Annotated in this window: 26 protein-coding genes and 1 other annotated feature; of the genes, 4 read left to right on the top strand and 22 right to left on the bottom strand. The window is 50.7% G+C overall.

The features are described from left to right. Positions 1–67: 67 nt before the first annotated feature. The 7 genes from tgt to GVY42_RS00500 form a co-directional block, all read right to left on the bottom strand. Positions 68–1,213 carry a tRNA guanosine(34) transglycosylase Tgt gene (tgt, locus tag GVY42_RS00530; protein WP_015881169.1) on the bottom strand — a complete coding sequence of 382 codons (1,146 nt, stop codon included), beginning with the start codon at positions 1,211–1,213 and terminating at the stop codon, positions 68–70. Next, the gene (queA, locus tag GVY42_RS00525; protein ID WP_015881168.1) at positions 1,210–2,268 is read right to left on the bottom strand and encodes a tRNA preQ1(34) S-adenosylmethionine ribosyltransferase-isomerase QueA; all 1,059 of its coding nucleotides are present in this window, start codon (positions 2,266–2,268) and stop codon (positions 1,210–1,212) included. Before queA ends, tgt begins: the two co-directional genes overlap by 4 nt. Before the next feature lie 3 nt (positions 2,269–2,271). Further along, the gene (ruvB, locus tag GVY42_RS00520) at positions 2,272–3,273 is read right to left on the bottom strand and encodes a Holliday junction branch migration DNA helicase RuvB (protein ID WP_078146571.1); all 1,002 of its coding nucleotides are present in this window, start codon (positions 3,271–3,273) and stop codon (positions 2,272–2,274) included. A 10-nt stretch (positions 3,274–3,283) separates the two neighbouring features. Beyond that, a complete protein-coding gene (gene ruvA / locus GVY42_RS00515) occupies positions 3,284–3,871 on the bottom strand; it encodes a Holliday junction branch migration protein RuvA (protein WP_074037474.1) in 588 nt (195 codons plus the stop codon). A 93-nt stretch (positions 3,872–3,964) separates the two neighbouring features. After that, a complete protein-coding gene (nadA, locus tag GVY42_RS00510; protein ID WP_159561996.1) occupies positions 3,965–5,044 on the bottom strand; it encodes a quinolinate synthase NadA in 1,080 nt (359 codons plus the stop codon). Further along, positions 5,007–5,876, bottom strand: coding sequence for a carboxylating nicotinate-nucleotide diphosphorylase (gene nadC / locus GVY42_RS00505; protein WP_159561995.1), 870 nt, complete (start codon positions 5,874–5,876; stop codon positions 5,007–5,009). Before nadC ends, nadA begins: the two co-directional genes overlap by 38 nt. Beyond that, the gene (locus GVY42_RS00500; protein WP_159561994.1) at positions 5,830–7,263 is read right to left on the bottom strand and encodes an L-aspartate oxidase; all 1,434 of its coding nucleotides are present in this window, start codon (positions 7,261–7,263) and stop codon (positions 5,830–5,832) included. Before GVY42_RS00500 ends, nadC begins: the two co-directional genes overlap by 47 nt. 95 nt (positions 7,264–7,358) lie before the next feature. Between GVY42_RS00500 and GVY42_RS00495 the strand changes: the two genes are divergently transcribed. The 4 genes from GVY42_RS00495 (at position 7,359) to GVY42_RS00480 (ending at position 10,584) form a co-directional block, all read left to right on the top strand. After that, positions 7,359–8,489, top strand: a complete 1,131-nt coding sequence (locus tag GVY42_RS00495; RefSeq protein WP_159561993.1) for a cysteine desulfurase family protein — start codon at positions 7,359–7,361, stop codon at positions 8,487–8,489. Next, positions 8,467–9,006 (top strand): transcription repressor NadR, encoded by a 540-nt coding sequence (locus tag GVY42_RS00490; RefSeq protein WP_074037482.1) that lies wholly within the window; start codon positions 8,467–8,469, stop codon positions 9,004–9,006. The genes GVY42_RS00495 and GVY42_RS00490 overlap by 23 nt, the downstream gene beginning before the upstream one ends. Positions 9,007–9,113: 107 nt before the next feature. Then, a complete protein-coding gene (locus tag GVY42_RS00485) occupies positions 9,114–9,692 on the top strand; it encodes a DedA family protein (protein WP_074037484.1) in 579 nt (192 codons plus the stop codon). Between the two features lie 118 nt (positions 9,693–9,810). Next, positions 9,811–10,584, top strand: coding sequence for an NUDIX domain-containing protein (locus GVY42_RS00480; protein ID WP_159561992.1), 774 nt, complete (start codon positions 9,811–9,813; stop codon positions 10,582–10,584). A gap of 43 nt (positions 10,585–10,627) precedes the next feature. Here the strand turns inward: GVY42_RS00480 and GVY42_RS00475 are convergent, their stop codons facing one another. From GVY42_RS00475 to GVY42_RS00405, 15 genes are all read right to left on the bottom strand, one after another. Next, a complete protein-coding gene (locus GVY42_RS00475) occupies positions 10,628–11,893 on the bottom strand; it encodes a hemolysin family protein (protein ID WP_306462366.1) in 1,266 nt (421 codons plus the stop codon). Positions 11,894–11,942: 49 nt separating this feature from the next. Continuing rightward, positions 11,943–13,232, bottom strand: a complete 1,290-nt coding sequence (gene obgE, locus GVY42_RS00470; protein ID WP_015881157.1) for a GTPase ObgE — start codon at positions 13,230–13,232, stop codon at positions 11,943–11,945. Next, positions 13,233–13,673: a Spo0B domain-containing protein gene (locus GVY42_RS00465; protein WP_074037487.1), complete on the bottom strand. Its 441-nt coding sequence runs from the start codon at positions 13,671–13,673 to the stop codon at positions 13,233–13,235. It abuts the gene before it with no gap. A gap of 66 nt (positions 13,674–13,739) precedes the next feature. Continuing rightward, the gene (rpmA, locus tag GVY42_RS00460; protein ID WP_015881155.1) at positions 13,740–14,021 is read right to left on the bottom strand and encodes a 50S ribosomal protein L27; all 282 of its coding nucleotides are present in this window, start codon (positions 14,019–14,021) and stop codon (positions 13,740–13,742) included. A 12-nt stretch (positions 14,022–14,033) separates the two neighbouring features. Next, complete coding sequence (locus GVY42_RS00455; protein ID WP_015881154.1) at positions 14,034–14,369, bottom strand: ribosomal-processing cysteine protease Prp; 336 nt, start codon at positions 14,367–14,369, stop codon at positions 14,034–14,036. 3 nt (positions 14,370–14,372) lie between these two features. After that, positions 14,373–14,681 carry a 50S ribosomal protein L21 gene (gene rplU, locus GVY42_RS00450; protein WP_015881153.1) on the bottom strand — a complete coding sequence of 103 codons (309 nt, stop codon included), beginning with the start codon at positions 14,679–14,681 and terminating at the stop codon, positions 14,373–14,375. A 15-nt stretch (positions 14,682–14,696) separates the two neighbouring features. Next, positions 14,697–14,770 (bottom strand) — a sequence feature (ribosomal protein L21 leader region). A gap of 55 nt (positions 14,771–14,825) precedes the next feature. Then, a complete protein-coding gene (locus GVY42_RS00445) occupies positions 14,826–16,151 on the bottom strand; it encodes a ribonuclease E/G (RefSeq protein WP_159561990.1) in 1,326 nt (441 codons plus the stop codon). Positions 16,152–16,194: 43 nt separating this feature from the next. Then, positions 16,195–17,052 carry a septum site-determining protein MinD gene (gene minD, locus GVY42_RS00440; protein ID WP_015881151.1) on the bottom strand — a complete coding sequence of 286 codons (858 nt, stop codon included), beginning with the start codon at positions 17,050–17,052 and terminating at the stop codon, positions 16,195–16,197. A 5-nt stretch (positions 17,053–17,057) separates the two neighbouring features. Continuing rightward, complete coding sequence (locus GVY42_RS00435) at positions 17,058–17,726, bottom strand: septum site-determining protein MinC (RefSeq protein WP_230872790.1); 669 nt, start codon at positions 17,724–17,726, stop codon at positions 17,058–17,060. Positions 17,727–17,731: 5 nt separating this feature from the next. After that, positions 17,732–18,226 (bottom strand): rod shape-determining protein MreD, encoded by a 495-nt coding sequence (gene mreD, locus GVY42_RS00430; protein WP_049759982.1) that lies wholly within the window; start codon positions 18,224–18,226, stop codon positions 17,732–17,734. Position 18,227: 1 nt separating this feature from the next. Further along, a complete protein-coding gene (gene mreC, locus GVY42_RS00425) occupies positions 18,228–19,118 on the bottom strand; it encodes a rod shape-determining protein MreC (RefSeq protein ID WP_047795500.1) in 891 nt (296 codons plus the stop codon). A gap of 13 nt (positions 19,119–19,131) precedes the next feature. Continuing rightward, the gene (locus GVY42_RS00420; protein ID WP_074037493.1) at positions 19,132–20,169 is read right to left on the bottom strand and encodes a rod shape-determining protein; all 1,038 of its coding nucleotides are present in this window, start codon (positions 20,167–20,169) and stop codon (positions 19,132–19,134) included. Positions 20,170–20,367: 198 nt separating this feature from the next. Next, positions 20,368–20,808 carry a hypothetical protein gene (locus GVY42_RS00415; RefSeq protein WP_159561989.1) on the bottom strand — a complete coding sequence of 147 codons (441 nt, stop codon included), beginning with the start codon at positions 20,806–20,808 and terminating at the stop codon, positions 20,368–20,370. Between the two features lie 69 nt (positions 20,809–20,877). After that, positions 20,878–21,708, bottom strand: coding sequence for a DUF2785 domain-containing protein (locus tag GVY42_RS00410; RefSeq protein WP_159561988.1), 831 nt, complete (start codon positions 21,706–21,708; stop codon positions 20,878–20,880). 72 nt (positions 21,709–21,780) lie between these two features. Beyond that, a complete protein-coding gene (locus GVY42_RS00405; protein ID WP_074037499.1) occupies positions 21,781–21,978 on the bottom strand; it encodes a hypothetical protein in 198 nt (65 codons plus the stop codon). Positions 21,979–22,232: the final 254 nt, after the last annotated feature.

The following is a 22,232-nucleotide window of genomic DNA, read 5'->3' as shown; positions in this document are numbered from 1 at the left end:
TCCTTCAATATCAGGTTCATTATACCGTGAAACTGAAGCATTGTCACACAATGTCCGACACGTTTCTTTAGAAATTCTTCGCATTCGGCTTGTTGTAGCCGTATTCTTCGAAGAACTCTTCTTTGAAATCGAGCAAGCGGTCTTCGCGAATCGCTTGACGAACCTGCTCCATCAACTTCACGAGGAAGTGAAGATTATGTGTCGTACACAAGTGAAGACCAAACATCTCATCCGCACGAATCAAGTGGTGGACGTACGCACGCGAGTAGTTCTTACACGTATTGCAGTCACACTTCTCATCGATTGGACCAAAGTCCGTCTTATATTTCGCTTGTTTGATCGTGACGCGACCTTTCGACGTCATGAGCGTTCCGTTTCGTGCGATGCGAGTCGGCAGAACGCAGTCGAACATGTCGATTCCGCGAATCGACCCTTCAATCAACGCATCCGGTGAGCCAACACCCATCAAATAACGTGGTTTGTTCTCTGGCATGAGCGGCGTCGTGAATTCGAGGGCACGATACATGACATCTTTTGGTTCACCGACCGAGAGACCACCGACCGCATATCCTGGGAAATCAAGAGAGACGAGGTCTTGGGCGCTTTGACGACGAAGGTCCTCATATTCTCCACCTTGGATGATGCCGAAGAGCGCTTGGTCTTCTGGACGTTCGTGTGCCTCGAGGCAACGTTCCGCCCAACGGCTCGTCCGCTCGACCGACTTCTTCATGTATTCATGCGTCGCCGGATAAGGCGGACACTCATCGAATGCCATCATGATGTCCGACCCGAGCGCGTTTTGAATCTCCATCGCCTTTTCCGGTGACAAGAACAACTTGTCGCCGTTCAAATGGTTACGGAAATGAACGCCTTCCTCTTGGATATTTCGGAGGTCGGCAAGTGAGAACACTTGGAATCCACCCGAGTCTGTGAGGATTGCCCCGTCCCAGTTCATGAACTTATGAAGTCCACCGGCTTGTTTGATGACCTCATGTCCTGGACGAACCCAAAGGTGATACGTGTTCGACAAGATGATGTTCGCACCCATCGCCTTGACCTGTTCAGGTGCCATCGTTTTGACGCTCGCTTGCGTCCCGACCGGCATGAAGACCGGTGTCTCGAACGACCCGTGCGGCGTATGGACGATTCCGTGCCGCGCTCCGGTCTGTTTGCATGTGTGGATGTGTTCGTATGTGACTGCATGTTTTGTCATTTTGTTACTTCCTTCCTCGTGATGAGCATCGCGTCTCCAAAGCTGAAGAAGCGGTATCGTTCTGCGACCGCAGTCCGATAAGCGTGTAAGATGATGTCGCGCGTCGCGAATGCCGAGACGAGCATGACGAGCGTTGATTTAGGGAGATGGAAGTTCGTGATCAATCCATCGATTGCCTTTAACTCAACACCAGGGTAAATAAAGATATCCGTCCAGCCCGATGACTCGACGAAGTCCCCGTGATCTCGCATGATCGTCTCAAGCGTGCGCGTCGATGTCGTCCCGACCGCAAAGATGCGACCGCCATTCGCTCGAATCTCTCGAAGCGCAGCTGCCGATTCAGCCGACAACTCGAAATATTCACTATGCATCGTATGTTCCTCGATAGAATCAGCCGTCACCGGACGGAACGTCCCGAGGCCGACGTGAAGTGTGAGCGGGATCAACCGGACACCTTTCGCTTTGGCCGCTTCAAGCAGTTCCTCAGTGAAATGAAGACCGGCTGTCGGAGCGGCCGCACTGCCTCGTTCACGGGCATAGACCGTCTGATAACGGTCTTGGTCATCGAGTTGTTCGCGAATATACGGCGGGAGCGGCATCGTTCCAAGCTCGTCTAAAATCTCATAGAAGATGCCGTCGTAGTCAAACTTGAAACGACGTCCACCTTCTGGGAGCTCCTCGACGCATTCTGCGCGGAGAAGGCCGTCCCCGAACTCAACGATGGAGCCGACACGAACTTTTTTCGCCGGTTTGACGAGTGCTTCCCATACATCATCTTCCGTCTGCTTCAACAAGAGCAGTTCGACTTTCCCGCCTGTTTCTTGCTTTGCCCCAAAAAGGCGTGCCGGTAAGACGCGCGAATCGTTGACGACGAGCGCATCCCCCTCGTTCAAATAATCGAGCACGTCACGAAAATGGCGATGCTCGATGTCCCCTGTCTCGCGGTCTAATACGAGCAAGCGTGAGCTTGTCCGATCAAGCAATGGGACTTGCGCAATCAACTCTTCTGGCAATTCAAAATCATAATCGTTTACGTTCAATTGAATGTCTTGCATACCTTACTCCTCTTCCTCTTCATAACCAAAATGCGACTTGGCAAACTGTGTGATCATCCGTCCTCGCGGCGTGCGCTGCAAGAATCCTTGTTGCAATAAATAGGGCTCGTAGACATCCTCAATCGTCTGAGCGTCCTCACCGATGGTCGCAGCGAGCGTCTCAAGCCCGACCGGTCCACCTCCGAACCGCTCCACCATGGCTCTCAGTAACCGATGATCGACTTCATCGAGTCCGAGCGCATCGACGTGTAGCCGGTCGAGCGCATCAGATGCGAGCACTGGATCGATTTCTTTCGTACCAGCCACTTGTGCGAAATCACGGACACGACGCAAGAGACGGTTTGCAACTCGTGGCGTCCCTCGTGAGCGTTTCGCAATCGCACCGCTCGCCTCCGGTGAAATCGAGAGACGGAACAACTGGGCCGTCCGGCTGACGATGGCCGCTAACTCATGTGTTTCGTAATATTCGAGCTTCAACGTGACGCCGAAACGGTCACGTAAAGGCGCCGACAACATCCCGGCCCGTGTCGTCGCCCCGACAAGCGTAAACGGTGGTAGGTCGATGCGGACGCTACGAGCCATCTCCCCTTGCCCATAGACGATGTCGAGACAGTAATCTTCCATCGCCGGATAGAGGATCTCTTCAATCGTCCGGCTCAAACGATGAATCTCGTCGATGAACAAGACGTCTCCCGGCTCGAGTGTCGAAAGGATTGCGGCCAAATCACCCGGTCGTTCAATTGCCGGTCCTGCTGTCGTCTTAATTCCGACGCCCATCTCGTTGGCGATGATTTGGGCGAGCGTCGTCTTCCCGAGTCCCGGGGGACCGTATAAGAGCACGTGGTCGAGCGTCTCACTACGAAGTTTAGCGGCCTGAATGAAGACCGACAAATTGCCTTTCGCCTTTTCTTGCCCGATATATTGCTCGAAGCGCTGCGGACGTAAGCTCCACTCTTCAGAGTCTTCATATTGCTGATGAGATTGTGACAACAATCGTTCGTCCATAGCTTCCTCCTTATTTCAGTAACAGCTGTAGCGCGCGTTTTATGTACGCGTCGGTCGTCAATATTTCTCCGCTCAATGCTTTGCGGACTTTTAGGATTTCCCGTTCAGAGTAGCCGAGCGCGACGAGCGCCTCACACGCCTCATCGAGTTCAGATGCACCTTGGGCAAACAACCCTTCGTTCGGCACATAATCCGGTGCGAGCTCGGATAACTTCCCTTTCAAGTCGAGCGCCATCTGTTTGGCCGTCTTCTTGCCGACTCCCGGGAACTTCGTCAAATACTTCTCGTTCTCAGTTTCAATCGCATCGATCAACGCGTCGATATCGCCGGACGCGACGATGGCAAGCGCACCCTTTGGTCCGATCCCGCTCACGCTGAGGAGTTTATTGAACAGCTCACGCTCACGACGTGACCGGAAACCGTATAACGTCTGTTGGTCTTCACGCACATAATGATGCGTAAACACGATTACATGTTCGTCTTGTTCACGATAAAAAAACGGGTTAGGCACATGTACTTTGTAGCCGACGCCCGAGACATCTAACGTTATATATTCCGCACACACATAGGCGACGGGTCCTTTTACGAATTCAATCACGATGTACTCTCCTTTTTGGTCGGAAAAACTGCATTTATTGTACCATAATGGGCGACACGAAAAAAGGACAGGCGTTTACCTGTCCTGAAGCGATTACCGTGCAAGCATTCGTTCAAGTGCACGTTTCGACCACTCTGTCGTCTCATGATCGACGCGAATGACGTTCACCGGGTCCGTCTCGAGTGACTCGAGCGCCCAGAGAAGATGTGGCATGTCGATTCGATTCATCGTGAGGCACGGACACATGAATGGGTTCAACGAGACGATATCAAGATGTGGGTACGTTGCCGCCAACCGGTTGACGAGGTTCATCTCCGTTCCGACCGCCCACTTCGTCCCAGGTGCACTCGCATCAATCTTGTCGATGATATATGACGTCGATCCCGCCTCGTCTGCCGCTTGGACGACGTCAAACGTACACTCCGGATGGACGATGATGCGACGATCCGGCTCACGGTCACGGAACGCCTGAATTTGCGATACCGTGAACTTCTCATGGACAGAACAGTGTCCTTTCCATAAGATGACTTTCACTTGATCGTCATCGCCTTCTGAGACCAATTCTTCACGGAGCGGATCCCAAACAGCCATCGCCTCGAGCGGAATGCCGAGGTCGAACGCCGTGTTCCGCCCGAGATGCTGATCGGGTAGGAACAAGATGCGTTCACCTGCCTCAAGCGCCCACCGGACGATTTCATGGGCGTTCGACGATGTGACGGTCGCCCCACCGTGACGACCAACGAACGCTTTGATGGCCGCTGTTGAATTGACGTATGTAATCGGGATGATGTCCTCTCCAAATCGTTCCGTCAGTTCTTCCCAAGCAATCTCCGTCTGATCGATATCGGCCATGTCTGCCATCGAACAGCCGGCACGCATATCAGGTAAGACGACAATCTGGTCGTCCCGTGTCAACATGTCTGCCGTCTCTGCCATGAAGTGGACACCACAAAAGACGATGAATTCGGCTTCGCTCATCTGTTCTGCGAGTCGTGCGAGCTGGAGCGAATCTCCTGTCGCGTCCGCGAATTGAACGACCTCGTCTTTTTGATAATGATGGGCCGGTAAAAAGAGACGAGTCCCGAGCCGATCTTTGACCGCCTGAATCCGAGTCTCCATCTCCTCCACTGACAGGTTAGCGTACGTCGGTGGGAGTGTTCCGAGTAGTTGCATCTTTCATTCCTCCTTGTAAATTCAAACTGCAATCAAGCGCGCGGACCGAATGAGTCAATTGACCGAGCGAGATGACATCGATGCGAATGCCTCGATAATCGTCAATCGTGTCGAGCGTGATTCCACCAGACACTTCAATTTTGATGTGCGTCGGTATATGACGGACCCAGTCCCTCAATTCATCTGGCGTCCGATTATCAAGCATCACGATGTCCGGATCGGCTTGAACCGCCTCCATCAGATGTTCGAACGACTCGATTTCGATTTCAATCGGGGTCGTATGACCGACACGCTCACGCGCGACTTGAATCGCGTTCGTTACACCACCCAGTGCGACGATATGATTGTCTTTGATCATGACGGCGTCATCGAGTCTTAAACGGTGATTGTATCCCCCACCGACACGTACGGCGTACTTCTCAATCATCCGAAGTCCCGGAGTCGTCTTCCGTGTATCGGTCACGTGTATCGAGTCATCATCTAGCGCATCGATGCACTGCTTTGTCATCGTCGCGACTCCACTCGCATGTTGGATTACATTCAACAGCACACGCTCCGTCTCTAAAATTGCGCGTGTCTTTCCTCTCAAGACGACGAGCTCGTCTCCAGGGACAACCGCTCTCCCGTCTTCTTGGCAAAAGACCAATTCAAGCCGCTGCATAGTTGCCAGCTCTTCTACGATTGGCTTCCCACAGAAAATGCCCTGTTCTTTGGCAACAATCGTTGCGACCGACTCGTCCTGTGCATCAATCAGCGCACTCGATAAGTCCCCATAACCGATATCTTCAATCAAGAACTGACGTAGCTGTTCGCGTAGGTATATCGTGTTCATCATACCGCTCCATTTCGAGGATGCTTTGCGCGAGAAGACGCGCCGCATCGAGTTGTAAAGTTTGTTCACTTAATTGTCTTGTCACGTGTTTCGTCATGGTCAACGTTTGGGTATTTTGTAAGAAACCTTTCAATTCATCAAGACTTGGTGAAATCGTCAACCATCTTCCAATTTGAGCACGGAACGCTTGAAACACCAAAGGTGAGATGTCGTACACCAGCGTCTCCTTCGTCACCATGGCCGTCCTATTCAAACGCACCGCCCGCGCGACTCGTTTTCCAAATACCCAACATTCCAAAAGTGAGTTCGAGGCTAAACGATTCGTTCCATGTATGCCCGCATCCGCCACTTCACCGACGGCATATAATCCGTCAACGCCTGTCCGTCCCATATCATCCACTTCGATTCCACCCATATGAAAATGGAGACCTGGACGTACTGGAATGCGGCGAGGATCAATCCTAAGTTTGTCACATGTCAAAGCAAGTTTTGGAAACCGTTCACGAAGACGTGTCACGTTTGTCGTATCGAGATAGACCGTTCCCATCCGTTCCGTCAGTACCCGTGCCACGTCATCTCGAGGCGCGAGACTCCCGAGCGGATGATGCGCCATCACGTGATTCCCTTCGTCATCAACGAGCGTCGCTCCGGCTCCCCGGAGCGCTTCGGTCACGAGGTGAGGCGTTTCGGTCGCCAGTAAGGTGGGGTGAAATTGGATCCGCTGTAAATGTGTCAGCTTGGCCCCACATCGATTTGCCAGAACGAGACCATCACCGGTCACGGTACGCGCGTTTGAAGTCCAATTGATCAGCCCACCGATGCCACCTGTCGCCAATACGACAGCGCCGGCTTCAATTCGAATGGGCACTTCATCACGAAACGCCATCGCGCCGACGACTTTCCCGTCTTTCGTAATGAGATCGTGCACGAGCACCCGTTCCAATACGTTCACGTTATCAGGCATCGACTGACGCAATTGCCTCATGACATGACGTCCCGTCTCGTCGCCACCGACATGAAAGATCCGATTCAATCGGTGTGCGCCTTCTCGTCCGAGGGCATAGCCGCCCTCTTCATGATCGAACCGGACACCGAATCGTTCCATTTCTTCAATCGCTTGACGCCCTTCTTCTACGAGAATGTCGACGCGCTCAGCGCACGATGTGTTTTTAGAAGCGAACATTGTGTCTTCTTTATGGGCCGTACTCGATTTCTCAAGATACGCGCTCGCAATCCCGCCTTGTGCCAAATCGGAGTTGCTCTCTGTCATCTCACCTTTTGAGACGAGAAGAATGGAGAATGATTTTGATAGATGCAAAGCCGTTGCGACGGCGGCAAGTCCCGTTCCGATAATCAAAATGTCAGTTTTCTCTATGTGTAAAGACACTTGTACATCACCTGTTTTTCATATGTAATGTTGACTTGTAAACTAGTTTCGCATAATTTTGTGTAGAAGACAACATGAGAAAAGGGGAGTCCATGATGAACCGCTACTTCGACTACGCCGCTACACACCCGATGACGCATGCAGCATTAGACCATTACGTGGCGATGGCCAAAAACGTTTATGGGAACCCATCATCACTCCATACCCAAGGTTATATGGCAGAAGATTATTTGACAGAAGCAAGACGCTTGATCAAACAGGCGCTCGGTCTTGATATGTTACGAGGAAAATTATTATTCACTGGGAGTGGATCGGAGAGCAATTACATCGCACTGACAAGTTTACGTAAACGGATGAAGGGCAAAGAGGTGATCACGTCTTGGCATGAACATGATTCGGTCGCCCTCTTACTTGAAGAGTGGGAACGGGAAGGAATAATCGTTCATCGGTTGAAACTGAAGGATGGGAAGTTTGATTTAGATGCATTCACACACCTACTCGACCGTGACATCGGGCTCGTCACGCTCCAGCATGTCAATTCCGACACAGGCTGGGTGTTACCGCTCCACCACATCCAATGCCTCTTGAAATATAAGAAAATCCTCTTCCATGTGGACGGGATCCAGGCACTCGGGAAAATCCCGATTTCTGTCGAAGGCATCGATGCCTATTCGTTCAGTGCCCACAAAGTAGGTGGACCGAAAGGAGTCGGCGCCCTCTACATGGAACGTCTGATTCCTCCCCCATACTATCCGGGGCATCATCAATACGGGATTCGTCCCGGAACGATTGACGTTCCTGGAATCAGTGCCTTTGCAAAAGCACTCGGAGAACGTCAGGAACAATTGACACGTTTTCAGAGAAATTTCATGGCGTTTCGTGCTATCTTGAAAGAGAAGACGTCAGCGCATGTCCATTGGCTCGAGTTTGATGAACAAAGTCCCGCCATTTTCTCCTTCGTCTCCCATCAACGCGACGGACAATGGTGGATGACCGAGCTCGACGATCTCGGGTTCCAAGTATCGGCTGGGTCGGCATGTCGAGCAGGTCAAAATGGACCAAATCGCATGCTCGAAGCACTCGGATATGAGACGAGCGCCTGTCATGGACTCGTCCGCATTTCCTTCGGCGCGCAAACGACCGCCGAAGACACATCGGCCCTCGCCGATGCCATCGTCATTTTAGCAAGGAGAGTCGAACATCATGAACAAACGTTTAGCCGGTGAAGAACGCCGTCGCACACTATTACAATTGATTGAATCGAGCAATGAGCCAATCACAGGATCTGAACTGGCAAGACATGTATCCGTCAGTCGTCAGGTCATCGTCCAAGACCTATCGTTGCTAAAAGCGAAAGGCCATCAAATCGTCGCGACCGCTCGTGGGTATGTCTACTTGCATGGAGACCTCACCCCCTCCACCTATTCGAAAAAGGTAGCCTGTCGTCATACGGCAGAAGAGATGGAGACGGAGATGAACGCCATCGTCGATGAAGGGGTCACCATCAAAGACGTCATCATCGACCATCCTGTATACGGGTCTATCACGGGACAACTCATGGTGAAGAGTCGCCGCGACGTCCGCGCCTTCCTCGAACGAGTGAAGACGCATGGGGCTTCCCCGCTCTCCCAGTTGACGGGTGGCTTCCATATCCATACGCTCGAATCAGACCATAAAGAGGCAATCGATGCTGCGGTGAAAGAATTGGACCGCCTCGGGATTCTCGTATCCGAATTAGATTGAAGAGACGTCACGAATATGTGACATCTCTTCTTTTTCTTTTCAGTCATGTCCGTTATACTGATGGATGGAACATCTTTCCTGAAATCATTTGAAAGGAGGGCTACGTCTTGAACGTCCTCGAGCATCTACTCGCCGTCTGTGGGGTCTTCAGCATTCCCATCGGTATCTTGGTTCAATTCATCCCGAACGAACTCGTTCTCGCATACGGAGGCTTCCTCGTCGACTCGCATGACGCGCCCTTCTTCCTGACGTTCCTACTGGCGTGGGTCTCCTTCACGCTCAGCCAAATCGGTCTGTACTGGATCGGTCGATATGGTGGGCGTCCCGTCGCGCTCAAACTGTATCGGTATTTTCGAATTCGGCAAGACAAGCAACTCCGGGCCGAGCGCTGGTTTGAGAAATACGGTGCATGGATCGTCTGTCTCAGCCTGTTTTGGCGTCAATTATTCGCCGTGAGCGCCGGGGTGATGCGTCTATCGTTCCGTAAGTTTTTGTCGGTGACGACCTTGATTTTCGCCGTCTGGTCATTCATCTTCATCCATGTCGGGATGATGCTTGGTAGCAACTGGCGCATGATCGGCCACTTCATGGACGATGTCATCCCCTTCTTGGCTCTTGCTGTCGGGATTATCCTCGTCGTTCGACATGTTCGTCAGCAACCAAAACGTGTGAAAGAATCAGCTTAACTGAAGCTGATTCTTTTTTGTTGGAAAGGGAAACGCTAATATCTGTCGAATAAGAACCATGTAAGCGAATCGCGGTCATATATATAGGACACCGCACAACGAAAAAGGAGGAATCATCATGTTCCATCGCCGTAAAACGTATACGATTCGACCTGAACGCCTGCAAGAATTCACCGACTTTTTCCATACATACATTTATCCGATCCAGGCGTCGCATGGCGCCCGCCTCGTCGGACGCTGGGTGACCGAAGACAAGTCCGAGGTCATGGCATTATGGGAATACCGGGACCGTGAACATTATGAGCAAGTCGAACGGGACTATCGGGGCAGCGCCTTACGACGGGAAGCGATGAAGAAGCGGGCCCGACTAGGCAAAGATTTGTATATCAAGTCGAGTGAAGAATTCATGATGCCAACCGGTCACTATACGCCACCCCGCACCATCGTTTCTGTGACGGCGTACATTACGAACGAAGCAGGCGAAGTTCTCCTCGTCAAAAATATGCATCGGAACGATTCGTTTGAAATGCCTGGCGGACAAGTGGAAGAACATGAGTCCATCGTGGATGCCATCCATCGTGAAGTACGCGAAGAAACCGGTGCGGAAATCAAAGTAGAAGGGGTCACCGGGATTTATCAAAACGTGTCGTCCCGCGTCCTCTGTGTCACCTTTCGCGCCACTTATGTATCAGGTGACCTCAAACCGCAGGCTGGCGAGACACAGGAAGTTGGATTCTATAAAGTTGACGCAAGCAACGTCGGCGACTACATCAAACGAGAGCATTTCCAGATGCGCTTCCTCGATGCGATCGACCCGACCTACATGCCTTACGCCATTTATAAAGTACGACCATATGAACTGATTGAGCGCATTGAACGCCAATCCGTATGACGCAAACAGGGATGATCCGCTATGTGCGAATCATCCCTGTTCTTTATGCTTCTTGCATGTCTTCTTGTTGAGATTGTCCAGTCTCCACTAACAGTTTCCGGACACGGCGTTTCTCCACATGGAGAACGGTGAACGTCATGTCTTGATACGTGACTTGTGCACCTTTCTCCGGGATGTCACCGAGCAATTCAACGAACCAACCGCCCATCGTGTTGGAATCGACGTCTGGTTCTGCAATCCCCATCTCTTCCGCGAATTCATCAACGTTCATGTCAGCCATACACTCATAGACCCCTTCACGGAGACGTCTGAGATAGATGACGGATTCGTCGTGCTCATCCCAGATGTCGCCGACGAGTTCTTCAAGCATGTCTTCTAACGTGATGAGACCCGCCGTGCCCCCGAATTCATCGAGGACGACAGCCATGTGAGATTGTTTTTGCTGGAGAATCGGAAGTAGTTCAATCAATTTCGTCTGCGGTGACACGTACGTGAGCGGTCGGATGAGCGAACGGACATCCGTCACTTCATCCTTCATCATCGAACGCAAGAAGTCACGTTCCGACAAGACACCGATGACGTTGTCGATCGAGTCTTTGTAGACCGGTAAACGCGAATGTCCACCACTGAAAATCGTGTCTTTGATTTCATCGAGCGAATCGTCGATGTCGACGGCCAGAATATCGATTCGTGGCGTCAGCACATCATCGACCGTAATATCGTTGAAGGCAAAGGCGCTATGGACGAGCTCTGCTTCCGTCTCTCCGAGCACACCTTCCTCTTCTCCCATATCGACGAGCACTTTCAACTCTTCTTCGGTGACGGATGGCTCCTTGTCTTTCATCCCGATCATCCGCAGCGTCAACTTCTTCAAGCCGGTGAAAATCATCGTCACCGGTTTGAGGACTTTAACGAGGAACACAAGGATTCCACTGATGAGAAGCGAATACTTCTCCGCAAACTCTTTCGCGAGCGATTTCGGTAAAATCTCACCGAAAATCAAGATGATGACCGTCGTCGCGAACGTTGACACGAGAAGACCGGTTCCCCCACTGAAAATAGATGTGGCGATGGCGGTCGACACCGTCGCCGAACCGATGTTGACGATGTTGTTCCCGACGAGAATCGTCGAGAGGGTATCATCAAAACGGTCGACGAGACTGAGGACACGTTTCGCGGCTTTGTCACCATCTTCCGCCATCCGAATCATCCGGACCCGGTTCACACTCGAGAGCGCCGTTTCTGCTGATGAGAAAAACGCTGACAACATGACGAGAACTACATATAGAATTAAACTTGACGAGGGCACAGGGTCCACGTTAGCTTCACACTCCGTTTCTTCTTAACAAATAATTTTTTTATTCCACAAACTCGAATTCGAAGTCGAGGATTGCCACGACACTACCGTCCTCGGCACCCAACTTACGAAGATCGTCATCGACGCCCATTTGACGCATTTGACGAGCAAATCGTTTGATCGACTCATCATGGTCAAAGTTCGTCATCTTGAAGAGCTTCTCGATACGAGGGCCCGTGATCACGAAGCGATCGTATTCATCGATGTGGATTTGATAGCCTTTCTCTTCCTTCTCATAACGATACACGACACGAGGCGTCGCTGTCTTCTCTTCGAGCTCATCGAGTGGGAATTCTGGTGTCGTATCGACAAAGTTCGCCACTTCGATCAACAAGTTGCGAAGACCGTCTTGAGCGAGTGCTGAGATCGGGAAGACTTTGACATCGTCCCCTACCTTCTTCTTGAACTCTTCAAGATGTTCCGCTGCGTCCGGCATATCCATTTTGTTCGCCACGACGACTTGTGGACGCTCGAGGAGACGTAAGTTGTACGACTCGAGCTCACGGTTGATCGTCGTGTAGTCTTCGAACGGGTCGCGCCCTTCCATACCACTCATATCGATCATGTGAACGATAACTTTCGTCCGTTCGATATGGCGAAGGAACTGGTGACCGAGACCGACGCCTTGGCTCGCCCCTTCGATGAGACCTGGAAGGTCGGCCATGACGAAACTACGGTCGTCCGCTGTCTTGACGACACCGAGGTTCGGTGTGATCGTCGTGAAGTGGTACGCACCGATTTTCGGGCGTGCCGACGAGACGACAGAGAGAAGCGTTGACTTCCCGACAGACGGGAATCCGACGAGACCGACGTCTGCGAGGAGTTTCAACTCGAGACGCAACTCACGTTCTTGACCTGGTTCCCCGTTCTCCGCAATTTCCGGAGCCGGGTTGGCAGGCGTCGCAAAACGACAGTTCCCGCGACCACCACGACCGCCTTTGGCGATCGTCGCTTGTTGGCCGTGCTCGGTCAAGTCTGCGATGACGGTATCCGTCTCGGCATCGAACACGATCGTGCCAGGTGGGACTTTGACGATGAGCGGTTTCGCTTTACGTCCGTGCATCCCTTTTGACATCCCTTTTTCGCCATCGTGGGCGATAAACTTCTTCGAATAGCGGAAATCAACGAGCGTCCGCAATCCTTCCTCTACTTCAAAGATGACGTCCCCACCGTGACCACCGTCACCACCTGCAGGACCACCGTCTGGAACGTATTTCTCGCGACGGAAAGCGACCATCCCTTTTCCGCCGTCTCCAGCTTTTACAAAAATATTAACCTGATCGACAAACATTTATTTCCCCTCCTTTATGTGAAACGTAGTGGTATCTACGTTCTGTTCGTACACATCGGCTGATGCCTTCACATCGTCCGGGACAGCGCCCGTGACGCGAACCATCAGTCCGTCCGTGAACGTCACATGAATCGGCCCATCCGTGTTGTCTAACAAGCGGACAAGCATCTCTGCCACTCGCGCGTCATCGATGGCGAGTTGGTCGGTTGAAATCGTATACGTCATCCGTCCCTCCCAATTCGCTTGAATCACGACTAGGCTCGTCTGTGGCACGTTCAAACGAACGAGCGCACTCTCTTCGTCGGCCTGTTTCCGATAGCGTTCGTAAAGTTCCTCGAGCTTAGTCGGATCGAGAGCCACATAGAGCGAGATCAATTGAAGCCGATTCATCCATTCGTGACGGACGGTCGATAAGAGCTCGAGTGTCTGTTCTGAATCCATTTGATCCTCTCCTAGAAAAAAAGACTCTAACCAAATAAGTGGCTAGAGTCTTCTGCGTCGTTCAACTTACGCGACTGGGTAAACGCTCACTTGTTTCTTGTCGCGACCAAGACGCTCATAGCGTACTACGCCGTCAACTTTCGCAAACAAAGTGTCGTCGCCACCACGGCCAACGTTTTCACCTGGGTGAATCTTTGTACCGCGTTGGCGGTAAAGGATTGATCCAGCTGAAACTGTTTGTCCGTCAGCGCGTTTTGCACCGAGACGTTTCGAAATTGAGTCACGACCGTTTTTAGTCGAACCAACTCCCTTTTTCGAAGCGAAGAACTGAAGGTTCAATTGTAACATGAGGTCCACCTCCTATTGTTCAATTTGGATATATTCACCGTAGCTTTGGGCGATCGTGTCTAACTGCACGAGCATCCCTTCTAATAACAGTTGGGTGCGTTCCATATCCTGCGGTGATAAGTCAGGATACGTCTCGACATAAAAGTAACCACCCTCTGTTTGATCTGCCATTTCTACAAGAAGCGATTGACCCGCAAGCGTTTCGACGGCGTTATAGGCACCAAAGATGATGGCTGAAACACCGGCGCACACCAAGTCAGAACCAGGTTCTGCAAAATTGGCATGACCAGTCACTTCGACGGAGCGAATCGACTTCGCCTCGTCTCGTCTTACCTTGACCCGAATCATAGCTTACGCTTCGATTTTCTCGATGCGAACTTTCGTGTAAGGCTGACGGTGACCTTGCTTACGACGGTAGTTTTTCTTAGCTTTCATTTTGAAGACAGTGATCTTCTTAGCGCGGCCGTGTTTTACCACAGTACCGACAACTTTAGCGCCTTCTACGAGTGGAGCGCCGACTTTAACATCGTCACCACCAACGAAAAGAACCTCACCGAATTCTACAGTACCTTCGACATCAGCATCGAGTTTTTCGATGTAGATCTCTTGACCTGCTTCAACTTTGATTTGCTTACCACCTGTTTTGATGATTGCGTACATATACGTGCACCTCCTTGTTAAACTCAGACTCGCCATCCTGGGCAGGGCAAAAACCTTTAAAAACCCGTTCTGTGCGGTTGTAGCCATTTGGGTGCTTCCAAACGAACTAACGTTATAGATAATACCATTCTCAATTAATCATTGTCAACGACGAGATAAGAAATTCTGACATTCTTCGGACGTCCCATAAAAGACGAACTCCGGCTCCCCTTCGACGAGGTGCACCTCAATGTCAAATCCGTGCCAAGAAGCGTCATGCCACTTATTAGGGAGTGAGAGCACGACCGCTTCGTATTGATCATTCAAATCAAGGAGCGACCGTTCAAACTGTGAGAAGATGGCCAATTTTGAAGGCTTACCGGCATGAAACATCCGGTCTTGAATCGAGCGCCCGGTCCGTTCCCGCGACAGCTCGAACAGCCCCATCCGTGTGAAGCCGTACACTTCGACACGTCGTGGGTCACGCGCCCCGAGTTCTTTCATCTTTTTAAGGAGACGGGTCTGCCCTTCCTTTGAACCACGTAAGAAATCGATGATGACCATGCCGCCGATATTTCGCAGACGCAACTGCTCCATGATCGAATAGAGCGCGGCTTCATTGATGGTATCGGCCGCACGCCCCTTGTCTTTGACGGCGACATTTTTGCCACTATTCACGTCGATGACGGTCATCGTCTCGACTTGTTCGATCAAGACGAACGCCCCACCATCCAACCAGACGGCACGACTCTCCAGTTTCTCGATGGCTCCATCGAGACGTTTCGCTTCAGGCATCCGCCCTTTTCCGATATGACGTTTCACCGGGACATCCAATCGTTCGAGTCGCGTTTGCCCTTCTTTGTCATTCAACAGCACGGACTCGACTGCATGACGTCTCACGAATTGTTCGCATAGTAGCTCGTCTTGCCCGAACCTTTGCTCGATCACTATGGTCGAACGGTTACGCAATCGATTCAGTTCTTCCTGTAACGCTTCCGGGGCCACTTGTCCGGCTTCCGTCCGAAATAAGACCCCTTCCTCTTCCGTTAAGTCGAGCGCCTTTGAGAGGCGGTCCTGCGTGACGAGGTCGAGTTTCCGGCTGAACAGTTGACGACGTCCAAATGGGAAATACACAAGATATCGCCCACCGAATCGAATGTTCTCTGTCACTTTATGATGCTTGCCGTTGATTCCTTCTTTTGTCACTTGGACGAGTCGCTTTTCTCCGACGACTGCCGCTTGCCCGATGGCGGGCACTTCCGGATACGAGGCGAGCGCACGGAGCGTCTCTGCGATCGGGAGAAAGTATGTCGTCTCCCCATCCGTCAAAAAGGCTGCCCCGAGTGACGGGTGGATCCTTTCAATTGCGGCTTCGACGATGGTCCCGACAGACAGTTGGTCGACAAACCGTTCCTCGACTTCGAGTAATCGTTCGCCGTCCACGAGCATCGCCCGTTCGATGGAAGGTGTTCGTTCGTAGATTAGCTTCATCTGCATCACTCCTTTCGACAGAAAAAGGCAACTTCCGTTGCCTTTACGCTTTTTTCATTCCAAATTTCATCATGAGTCGTGCCCAGAAGCCGACCGGTGCCGTCTCCGTCTGAATCGACATGAGCGGGACCGATTCGCCAAGAATACGGCGCGTGATGTTCCGGTACGCCTGCCCGGCATAGTTATCCGGATTCATCGTGACCGGGACACCGCGGTTCGCGGCTGCGATGACTTCCTCATCGTCGATGACGACACCGAGTAAGTCGATCGACAGGATGCGCATGATGTCATCGATGTCGAGCATGTCGCCCGATTCGACGAGATGATTCTTGACTCGGTTGACAATCAGTTTAGGCGCATCGATATGTTCCGCTTGTTCGAGCATCCCGATGATTCGGTCTGCATCTTGAACCGCCGCCTTTTCAGGTGTCGTGACGACAATCGCCTCATCCGCACCGGCAATCGCGTTCATGAACCCTTGCTCGATTCCAGCAGGACAGTCAATCAAGACGAAATCGTATTCCGTCTTCAACTGGTCAACGATTTCCTTCACTTGTTCAGGATTCACTGACGTCTTGTCTTTCGACTGTGCGGCCGGGAGTAAATACATCTCCTCGAAGCGTTTATCGCGGACGAGCGCCTGATTCAACTTACATTGACCCGTGATGACATCGACAAGGTTATAAATGCTCCGGTTGTCGAGACCGAGAATGATATCGAGGTTACGCAATCCGATATCTGTATCGACGAGACAGACCGAGTGTCCAGACAAGGCGAGCCCCGTCCCGATGTTGGCGGTCGTCGTTGTCTTCCCGACGCCCCCTTTTCCTGATGTCACGACGATGGCTCTGCCGTTTTTAACTTCTTTTTCTGTATGTACAGGCTCCACTACTTGCTCCATTCCACTCACCCTCTCTGTAATTCCATTGCATATGCGTCTTTCAGACCTGTCATGACGTGGCGGAGACGTGTCATCTCAATCCCATCACTCGTCTGATACGCACAACCCATCTCAATCTCAGGAAGTTCTTCCTCGTCATCGGCTGTGAGTACATGTTCGCCGATTGCTAAAAACTTCGGATGGAGCAGGCTCGCGGTGATGACCGCTTCTTCCCATCCTTCGACACCGGCGCGTACATTTCCTCGTATCGTCCCTAAACAATAAATACTTCCTGTCGCCCGGACCTCTGACCCGGGATTGATATCCCCGATCACGAGCACCGAACCGTCAAACGTCAAGACTTGCCCACTCCGAATCGTCCCGCTGTGATAGTGGAATGTCTTTCTGCCGTACGTCGCTTTCGCTTCTTCTGTCAACATGACATCGCTCGACAAGTCTTCAATATAAAAAACGCCATGACGAGCGACGACCTCACGAATTTGACGTGACAGCTCCTCGTCAATATAACGAGTACCCGCGTGCAACTTCAGGGCAATCTTTCCGGACGGCGGCTCCATTTCTTGTAATGTCGCTTCTAAGTCCGTAAGCACCTCGTCGATGCCACTCTTCGGATTGAAGTGAATGGCAATGCCGTTGCGATGTCCTTTAATCGTAATGTGTCGTTTACGCTCCATCATGGCTACCCTCTTTTCGCAACAGGGCGTGTCGTCACATAACGCGTCATCGGATAATAAAGAATCACGATGGCGATGGCATTGACGAGCATCGTCCCTGGAATCTGTTCAACCAATAGTGTTTGAATCGTCATCAACGTCCCACCAATCGCCGCCATGATCCCGTAAATCGCAAAGGTGAAAACGAGAATCATAAACGTGAACGTAATGGTGACGGAGAAGAAGTTCTCACCTATATATTTTAACACGAAGCTGGCTAAGAGAGGAATGAGTGAAAAAGTAAATACATAGATTCCAATCAGGTCGGTGTAGACGATATCATACAGCAGTCCGAATACAAGCCCAAACCCGAGTGCCGTCTCCCATCGACCGTACAGACTGACAAACATCAACCCGATCAGCGTCAACAAAAGAAACGGCGTGGCGTAGTGCCAAGAAAAAATCGATGCCCATGTTCCTTCAATAAGAAAAAGGAGGAACAGGGCGATGAACACTTTCATGTTACTCACCCGCTGCTCCTCCTTCCTCGGGACCCGTTAAAAACGGTTCGTCTAGTGTCCGATCAATCACGTACATTTGTGAGAACTCATTGAAGTCAGCCTCCGGTTTAATCCGGGCGACTTGTGAGACGCCATATTCATCCGTCTCGATCGATTCGATCGTACCGATGACGAGTCCGGCCGGATAACGTCCACCGAGTCCGGACGTCGATACGATTTCTCCTTCTTTCAGCTTGACGCTATTCGATACTTTCGTGAAGAACAATTCATTCGTCTCCGTGTCGAATCCGTCTACCGTCCCATACGTCGGTTTGCCGTCCGCATCTTTGACCACAGCCGAGACGTTGTTCGTCCGGTTGTTGTCGCTGAGCAGTTGAACTTGCGACGTATAAGCACTCGTCTGAATGACACGACCGACCATCCCGCTCGCTGCGGTCACGGCCATGCCCTTTTCAACGCCGCGTTCTGAACCGACGTTGATGGTGACGTAGCGTTGCCAATCGTTCGGTGTCCGACCGATGACCTCCGCCGGAATGAGGTCGAAGTCACGTAACGACTCGTCTCTTGCTTCGACCATCTTTCGAAGCTCCTCATTCTCACGGCGCAAATCATCCGCTTCAACCGATACCTCGGCGTACTTCGCCAAATGTTCTTTCAGCTGGCGGTTCTCTTCGTAGATATCGCGGACATCTGAGATGGACGAGACTGTTGAGTCCATCCACCCGATTGGTACCGCGAACACTCGCTGGAACGTGCCGACCACATCACGCGTGACATCTTGGTACCAGGCTGATTCCGATCGTCCTCGAATCGAAACACCTAAAATGACGAAAAACAAGATCAGTACAATTAGCGTGATGATGAGCTTTTTATTACGTACGAATCGGCTCATCGTGTCTCACCTCTCATCGACGTGACGAGATGCCTGATTTCGAACGGAGGACGTCCATCATTTCAAGAGATTTTCCAGTCCCGACCGCTACGCAGTCGAGTGGCTCATCCGCAACGAGTGTCGGGATGTGTGTCTCGTCTGAGATCACGTCGTCCAAGTTTTTGAGGAGGGCGCCGCCGCCAGTCAAGACGATTCCGCGGTCCATAACGTCAGCCGCAAGTTCTGGAGGAGTTTGCTCAAGCGTTTGCTTGACCCCTGCTAAAATCGCTTCGACTGTATCAGAAAGAGCTTCACACACTTCTGCAGACGTGACTTCGATTTGTTTTGGAAGTCCTGTTACGAGGTCGCGACCACGGATTTCCATCTTCTCCGCTTCGTTCGATGCATCGATGCGCGCCGAACCGACTTCCATTTTGAGCGTCTCAGATGTACGCTCCCCGATCATGAGGTTGTACTTGTTCTTGATGTAACGAATAATGGCATCATCCATTTCGTCACCACCGACACGAATCGATTGGCTTGTCACGATGCCGCCGAGTGAGATCACTGCGACTTCGGTCGTACCGCCACCGATATCGACGACCATCGAGCCAGTCGGTTCCCAAACTGGGAGGCCTGCTCCGATTGCTGCCGCGAACGGTTCTTCGATTGTGTATGCTTCACGAGCGCCTGCTTGTTTCGCAGCGTCTTCCACGGCACGTTTTTCAACAGACGTGATACCGCTTGGGACACAAATCATGACGTTCGTCTTCGATGAGAACAAACCGCCTTTTGATTTTTGAGCTTGCTCCATGAAGTATTTGATCATCGTCGCTGTCGTTTCGAAGTCAGCGATGACGCCGTCTTTCATCGGACGACGTGCAGAGACGTTCCCCGGAGTACGTCCAATCATATCTTTGGCCTGGTTCCCAACGGCCTCAATTCTACCTGTATCTGTGCGGAACGCCACGACGGACGGTTCACGAACAACAATTCCTTGACCCTTTACATAAACGAGCGTGTTAGCCGTTCCAAGGTCGATTCCGATCTCTCGGTTAAAACTACGAAACATAGGTGTTGCTCCTCTCTTCATTACACTATTTTTTATTATAACGGAAAAATCATGTTTGAAAACGTTCATTCGATTACAGGTTATTTACAATAACCGCATCTCAGTCCTGTCTCACCGTCTATTAGTTTGCCTTCTTTTCGGCAAAAAGGCAAATCAAAAAAGCAGACGCAAGTGAGCGTCTGCCTAAGGAGAGAGCGGTTACAATCCCGGTTGGAGCGGAAGCAGTAACATCGCTCCGTAAAAGAATACCGAGAAAATCAACACCGGTCGAAAGAAGCGGGATGGCTTGAGTCGGGTCGCTCCTGCCAAAAAGCTCGATGTCGTCACGACGAAAAGGTAGATCCCAATGTACATGAGCAGGAGGCGGACGAGTACCGTCCAGATGCCGAGTTGATTGAGTTCATTGAAAGAGAGCACGATCATACCGAGATAAGCGATGAGCGATAGAACTCCTACGCCAACACCGACGAGCGGCGAGACGCGGTCGAGCCAGTGGTCCTGATCGAACCGCATAAATAGCGCTGTGCTCACAAATAAAAACAGGATGAACACAACGATAGAGAAGATGGTTGGTTCTAGATGTATATAACTCACAAAAAGCGATAATCCGACCATCAGTATCCAAATTATTTTTTCCATAAAAACACCTCATTTGTTTTCTAATCAACATCTTGATTCGATTAGAGAAAACTACTTTAATTGATCACATCACAACTTTTTCAGTGTGGCGAGAATAGATTGTTGTAACACGTCATGACGATGCTCTTCATTAAAACGCACATAAAGACTCTTCAAGAATGTTTTGACGTTGTGGACGACGTACCAATATTTTTCCTCGCCAAGATGTTGCTTACGTTTCTCCAAGAGGTGTGGAAGCTGTTCTACATGGCGATGAATGACTTCAGAATCCATCCCTCGTTCGAGTAAACGTAGGAGTGGATTGATGAGACGTTCGTCTTCATTATGCGCCAATACGTCGTTACGCATGATTTGAATGATAATGACATCGAAGAGTTGTGGAAATGATGCTGGATCCAGTTTCGGATTTGCGATCAGTGCGTCCACCGCATCTGCCGCGTGGGCAATCGAATGGGCCCATCCCTTGCCATTCACATAACCTCTTGTATCTCTCTCGAGCTGAAGATATCGAATCAAACCTTCTGCTGCCTTCCGGAATTGGTCTTCTGTCAAAAAGTCCTCTTCAACGTCTCGATGCAGAATCAAAGCCATCAATAGAGTCGTGAAAGCTCTCGTGAAGACAGCGTCCGACTGCGTTTCCTCAATTCTATGAAACAAAAGAGCATGCAAGGACGTCTCAAGGAGTTCACTCATCTTGTCGAAATCGATGTCTTTTTGTTCGATGATGAAGCGAAAGAACATCGTGTATATGAGTCGATCACGGAGTTCGCCGTCCGGTGACCCGATATGCTGAACCATGCTGGTGAGAATGGCTTCTTTGTTTTTTTCGTAATACGTCAAATCCCCATCTTTCATCATCTGAAGGGCTTCTTTTAATTCGTTTTCCGACAGTACATTCATATGCGTACACCGCTCTTCTCAATTTGATTCATCATCTACTCTTTGGCCAAAAGACAGTTTAAATAGCACTGTTCATTCAGATCTTTCATTCGGATGTTGTGATGACTCTTCTTCTCCGGAATAGATCATCCACAAACTCAACATCAAACAAATCAATCCGCCTAGACCAGTCGTGATCAAGGACAATTGCTCACTAAAAAAGGATTTACTGACTGCTAAGAAAAGAAGAAATCCCCATCCGATCACATTCCATATCGTGATTCGCGACATTCGGTAACCTCCTATGTACAAACTTATGCATCATTATTTCTACGCTCTTCAAATTCTACACTTCCATTCATCATTTTCCAACTATATCCAAAATTTAATGAGGTTATACGCATTATCCGAAATCAGTACAATTGAATAGTGAAGGAAGATGACTGACTTGTTTTTAGTCTATTTGAAACTTAACTGTAGATGAATAACCCTGAGCAATAAAGAATCGCTAATAATGATGATTAACACTTTTTACGAAGGAGGAT

It is taken from the genome of Exiguobacterium sp. 8A, assembly GCF_902506275.1.
Taxonomy (GTDB): domain Bacteria; phylum Bacillota; class Bacilli; order Exiguobacteriales; family Exiguobacteriaceae; genus Exiguobacterium; species Exiguobacterium profundum.
This window is presented reverse-complemented; position numbering and strand designations above follow the sequence as displayed.